This is a genomic window from Daejeonella sp. (assembly GCF_044232565.1).
In the GTDB taxonomy this organism is placed as follows: Bacteria; Bacteroidota; Bacteroidia; order Sphingobacteriales; family Sphingobacteriaceae; genus Daejeonella.
Genome location: NZ_JBIILQ010000207.1, coordinates 1 through 5,038, shown reverse-complemented (window position 1 = coordinate 5,038; position 5,038 = coordinate 1). Strand labels below are relative to the sequence as shown.

At 33.9% G+C, this 5,038-nt stretch carries 7 protein-coding genes; 3 read left to right on the top strand and 4 right to left on the bottom strand.

Going from position 1 to position 5,038, the window contains the following annotated elements:
* Together ACILQF_RS10505 and kdsA are read left to right on the top strand one after the other, a co-directional pair.
* Positions 1–215: hypothetical protein (locus tag ACILQF_RS10505; protein WP_395627362.1), on the top strand; the 215-nt coding region annotated here is incomplete at its 5' end.
* Positions 215–1,027: a 3-deoxy-8-phosphooctulonate synthase gene (kdsA, locus tag ACILQF_RS10500; RefSeq protein WP_395627361.1), complete on the top strand. Its 813-nt coding sequence runs from the start codon at positions 215–217 to the stop codon at positions 1,025–1,027. The genes ACILQF_RS10505 and kdsA, both read left to right, overlap by 1 nt.
* A gap of 52 nt (positions 1,028–1,079) precedes the next feature.
* Here kdsA and ACILQF_RS10495 read toward each other — a convergent pair whose 3' ends face one another.
* The 3 genes from ACILQF_RS10495 to ACILQF_RS10485 form a co-directional block, all read right to left on the bottom strand.
* A complete protein-coding gene (locus ACILQF_RS10495; RefSeq protein WP_395627360.1) occupies positions 1,080–1,508 on the bottom strand; it encodes a DUF6526 family protein in 429 nt (142 codons plus the stop codon).
* Between the two features lie 6 nt (positions 1,509–1,514).
* Positions 1,515–3,425 carry an OmpA family protein gene (locus ACILQF_RS10490; protein ID WP_395627359.1) on the bottom strand — a complete coding sequence of 637 codons (1,911 nt, stop codon included), beginning with the start codon at positions 3,423–3,425 and terminating at the stop codon, positions 1,515–1,517.
* Between the two features lie 95 nt (positions 3,426–3,520).
* Positions 3,521–4,144, bottom strand: coding sequence for a 7-carboxy-7-deazaguanine synthase QueE (locus tag ACILQF_RS10485; RefSeq protein ID WP_395627358.1), 624 nt, complete (start codon positions 4,142–4,144; stop codon positions 3,521–3,523).
* A gap of 90 nt (positions 4,145–4,234) precedes the next feature.
* Here ACILQF_RS10485 and ACILQF_RS10480 point away from each other — a divergent pair, with 90 nt between their 5' ends.
* Positions 4,235–4,564 carry a Rieske (2Fe-2S) protein gene (locus tag ACILQF_RS10480; protein WP_395627357.1) on the top strand — a complete coding sequence of 110 codons (330 nt, stop codon included), beginning with the start codon at positions 4,235–4,237 and terminating at the stop codon, positions 4,562–4,564.
* A 6-nt stretch (positions 4,565–4,570) separates the two neighbouring features.
* On the opposite strand, the gene ACILQF_RS10475 is transcribed toward ACILQF_RS10480, so the two are convergent.
* Positions 4,571–5,038, bottom strand: a 468-nt coding sequence (locus ACILQF_RS10475) for a bifunctional 5,10-methylenetetrahydrofolate dehydrogenase/5,10-methenyltetrahydrofolate cyclohydrolase (protein WP_395627356.1), incomplete at its 5' end; no start/stop codon positions are given.

Genomic DNA, 5,038 nt, shown 5'->3' with positions numbered 1-5,038 from the left:
TTGAAACCATTGTTAATTCTGGTACAAAGCTTAATCTCAATTATTATATCGATGAAGTAATTGAGGATGATAGGCAGGAAGAAGTATTCGATTACTTTAAATCGACTGAAACTGATTCTATTGAAGAAGCACTTAAAGAACTCGGACCGGAAGATTATACTCGAGAGGAACTGCAGTTAATGCGTATTAAATTTTTATCTGAACTAGGAAATTAATGATCACCAATATTCCCAACATTAAACATACTTTATCAGGAAATTTTTTTCTGATGGCGGGGCCTTGTGTAATTGAAGGCGAAGAAATTGCTCTCAAAATCGCTGAGAAAATTGTCACAATAAGTAATAAGCTTGAAATTCCTCTCATATTTAAGGGTTCATACCGTAAAGCAAACCGATCTAGATTAGACTCATTTACAGGTATTGGTGATGAAAAGGCTCTTAAAATACTTAAAAAAGTAAGTGAAGAATTTGGTATTCCTACGGTTACTGATATTCATGAAAGTCACGAAGCTGCCATTGCCGCCGAATATGTAGATGTTTTACAAATTCCCGCTTTTTTATGTCGCCAAACTGATTTGTTGCTTGCTGCAGCTCGAACTGGAAAAATTATTAATGTTAAAAAGGGTCAATTCCTTTCTGCCGGTTCAATGAAATTTGCTGTGGAGAAAATTCAAGAGTCTGGAAACCCTAATGTTATTCTTACAGACCGGGGAAATACCTTTGGTTATCAAGATATTATCGTGGATTATAGAGGAATACCTGAAATGAGAGGTTTTGGTGTTCCTGTGGTCATGGATTGTACACATTCACTACAACAACCCAATCAAGCTAGTGGGGTAACAGGAGGGAAGCCAGCACTTATTGAGACAATTGCGAAGGCTGCCATTGCTGTTGGTGCAGATGGTTTATTTATTGAAACTCATCCCGACCCTGCTAATGCAAAATCTGATGGTGCTAATATGCTTCATCTAGATCTTCTTGAAGATTTAATGATTAAATTACTTAGAATCAGGAAAGCAATTTCCTAATTCTAAGCATATTCCTATTTTTTAAAATCTGATTGAGTTCAAATTTGTTATGTTAAACTCTATAGTAATCTGGTTTCCAGTTTTTTACAGCTAATTTGATTGATTTAGAATTTAATTTATCAGATAAAACCTTTTCTACCAAACTTGGAAATTCTTCATCTGGTGCAAATCTTAAAGCAACTACTTGACCCATACTTAATTCAGTTGGAAGAGCTTTTCCTGTAAGTAAATAATATCTGAAATTCTCTTCACAACGAATCGCTCTATCTTGTGCTTTAAGCGGAAATGATCGTGTGTACCAAAATAAGAAAATACAGCAGACAAAAAGTAGAGTAATTAAACTTGCAGAGTAGAGACTGTCATTATCCCATGATTTATAGAGATTGAAAATTGACCCAATAAATCCAAGGAGGAGTAATAACCCTAATACTCTGTGAAATCCTGTAACTAGGCGTGCGTGGTTTTGGTAGTTTTGATTCATAATTTATTATTTATTTGTGATTTTAAATTCAGTTCGTCTATTCATTTTCTGACCATTTTCTGTATTTTCATTTGAGAGTGGTCGACTCTCGCCATATCCTTTAAAACTAAGTTTATTTGCTGGTATATTATTTTTTATTAAATAATCAAAGACAGTTTTGGCTCTATTTGTTGATAATATTAAATTTGATTCATCGTCACCAATATGATCTGTATGGCCACCAATTTCAATGGAAACCTTTGGGTTTTCCTTTAAAAACAGTAGAAGTTGTTTTAATTCTATTTCTGATTCCGGAAGAAGATTAAATTCATTGCTATTGAAAAAAATATTATTGAGAATTGCCAATTTTCCTATTTCAATTCTTTCTAGGGGAATTTCAATAACAAATGGATCATTCTCTTGATCATTATTGAGCATGAAATTATGTGAATAAAATAAATACCCTTCCTTTCTGACTGTTAATCCATAATTATTACCAGAAACAAGGCTAGCTAAAAATATTCCATCAACTGGCTCTGTAAAATCATCAAAAACAGAATTTCCACTTATTAAATCATTTATTATAACATGTGCGTTAAGTTTCTGATTATCCATTTTATCAAATACCTTTCCCTTAACGTAGCTTACATTTTTGGGTCTTGATTTTTCAGGCATTTCAAAATAATAAATATCTAGTTTTCCTAAACCATCCTGTTGCTTACTAGAAAAATATGCTGTTTTTCCATTATTGCTCACACTTAAACCATTTTCTTCGGAATACGAATTTATAGGAAAACCTAAATTTTCTGGTTTTTGCCATTCTGTTTTGTTTTCAGCTGTTTTGATTTTTCTACTTATAAATAAATCCTTGTTTCCAAAACCTGGCCAGCCGTTAGATGAAAAATATAGACTTTCATCATCTGGATGAATAAATGGCGATGTTTCGTCGTATTTCGTATTAATATTTGGACCCAGGTTGATTGGATTAGTCCATGATCCATCAACATTCAATTCTGAACTCCAAATATCATATCCTCCAAAACCTCCTTGACGATTACTAATAAAGTATAAAGTCCGCCCATTAGCACTTATTGTGGGTTGTGATTCCCAACCAGAAGTATTTATGGGTGCACCAATGTTAAAAGGTTCAGTCCAATCATTTCCTTCTCTCTTAGCAAGGTAAATATCACATCTGCCTAATGCATCAGGGCGATTACATGCTGTAAAAAATAAGTATTTACCATCAGGAGTGATACTTTGCGCACCTTCATTATAATTAGGAGTGTTTATGTTTTTACTTAGATATGCTGCATTAATCCATTCATTATTATGCTTCTTACTTGTGTAAAAATCCTCATTGAGGGCTGCTTGACGAGTAAATATAATGGTTTCTTCATCAGCTGTGATAATTGGGAGGTATTCATCTTCTACTGTATTAATTGCAGGACCTATGTTGATGGGCTTAAATGGAACCGGGTTTTTAATGGCTTCGAGACTAAATTTACAATCAATAAGGTATTTCTTGACTCTCTCAATGCTATTCGTACTAATTTCAGGAAATCGTAAATATTTTTCAAAATGTATTATTGAATTGGTATAATCTCCTGTATTTAATTCGGATTCTGCTAGATTAAAATAAGTAAGGGGATAAAAATTGGGATCTATTTTAAGAATTTTATTATAGCTGATGATTGCTTGACCATAATTCCCGGTTTTTCTATAGATATCTCCTAACTGCTGAAAAGCTGCAAGGAAATTAGTATCTAGACTCGATGCTCTATTCAATTCATTAATAGCAAAATCCAGCTGATTGGTATAAATAAAACTAATTGCCTTATCATAAGCTTTTTGTGCCTGCTTTACAGAAGAAGAGCTTAGCTTTTGAGCAAAAAGACCTAAAGGTAAAAAGCAAAAAATGAAAAGGATTCTTTTTAACATTTACAAATGTCTTTCTTCAATTTGAAGATATAAAATAAATTGACCTAACAGATTGATGAGCGAAGTATTTATATATTTATTTGATAATGGTTAAATCAAGGGATATTCAGGTATTTATGTGTTTGTAGCGATACTTCCCACTTTGGATTTTGCATTACATAATCAATGATTAGAGGTGTAATTTCTGCACTTTTTGACCATTCTGGTTGTAAATACAACTTGCAATTGTTAGATACATGTTCTGCATGTTCTTCGGCCCATAAAAAGTCTGTTTTATTAAAAACAATCACTTTTAATTCGCCCGCATGAGGTAAAATATCAGGCCTAGGCGATTTAAATTTTTTCGGAGATAAACATATCCAATCCCATGATCCAGACAATGGATAAGCACCGGATGTTTCAATAAAGGTTTTTATACCTCTCATTTGAAGTTCAGCTGTTAAATAATCTAAATTGTAAATTAAGGGCTCTCCACCAGTAACCACTACTGCTTTTCCAGGATATTTTTCAGCATTCTGAACAATTTGATCAGCTGAAGTAAGTGGGTGAAGTTCGGCATCCCAACTTTCTTTAACATCACACCAATGGCAACCAACGTCACAACCCCCTAAGCGTATAAAATAAGCAGCTTTTCCAGAATGGAATCCTTCACCTTGAATCGTATAAAACTCTTCCATTAAAGGTAATAAAGTGCCGTCAGGCGGAATTTGATGAGCCATTGTGTAAATTAGAATACAAATATACTTATTTTACATTCTCAAGCTTAGTTTAAGCGTTGTTAGATATAAAATTGACATACATTTAACTAGATGAATTGGATTAGAATTATTTCTACAGAAACGTTAAAGAAGGGAAACTATATTACTGCAGTTAATGTATTGGGTAAAAATATATGCCTTGTCCGAACAGATGATGAGTTTTTTGCCTTGCAGAATAACTGTCCCCATGCTGGCGCCAAGCTCAGCAACGGCTGGTGTTCAAATGGTAAGATTGTTTGTCCCTACCACCGACATGAATTTGATTTGAAAACAGGTAGGGGAGCTCCTGAACAAGGAAATTATGTAGATACCTACCCACTAGAAATGCGTGTTGACGGACTCTATATTGGAATAAAAAAAGCTTGGTGGAAATTTTGGTGATAATAATCAATAAATCTCTTTTTTAGCAGAGGCTAAAGTATTTTTGAGTAAGCCTACAATAGTCATTAAACCTACACCGCCCGGTACAGGAGTGATCCACGAAGCTTTTGGGGCAACATTTTCAAAGTCAACATCACCATATAATTTATATCCCGATTTAGTTTCGCTTGATAGTTCACGATTCATACCTACATCAATAACAATTGCTCCATCCTTTACCATATCGGCTGTTACAAAATTCTTCTTTCCTATTGCAACGATAAGAATATCGGCATCGAGACTGAATTTTTTGATGTTTGGGGTGCGACTATGGCAAATTGTTACGGTACAATTACCTGGATTGGTATTGCGAGCCATTAAAATACTCATTGGAGAGCCTACAATATTACTTCTTCCAATAACAACACAGTGTTTCCCTGAAGTTTCTATACCGTATTCTTGTAACATCAATAAAATGCCATAAGGTGTTGCTGG

What these genes read in the sequence shown, in the direction of transcription:
- kdsA (WP_395627361.1), top strand. Translation starts at nt 215, where the DNA reads ATGATCACCAATATTCCCAACATTAAACATACTTTATCAGGAAATTTT.
- ACILQF_RS10495 (WP_395627360.1), bottom strand. Translation starts at nt 1,508, where the DNA reads ATGAATCAAAACTACCAAAACCACGCACGCCTAGTTACAGGATTTCAC.
- ACILQF_RS10490 (WP_395627359.1), bottom strand. Translation starts at nt 3,425, where the DNA reads ATGTTAAAAAGAATCCTTTTCATTTTTTGCTTTTTACCTTTAGGTCTT.
- ACILQF_RS10485 (WP_395627358.1), bottom strand. Translation starts at nt 4,144, where the DNA reads ATGGCTCATCAAATTCCGCCTGACGGCACTTTATTACCTTTAATGGAA.
- ACILQF_RS10480 (WP_395627357.1), top strand. Translation starts at nt 4,235, where the DNA reads ATGAATTGGATTAGAATTATTTCTACAGAAACGTTAAAGAAGGGAAAC.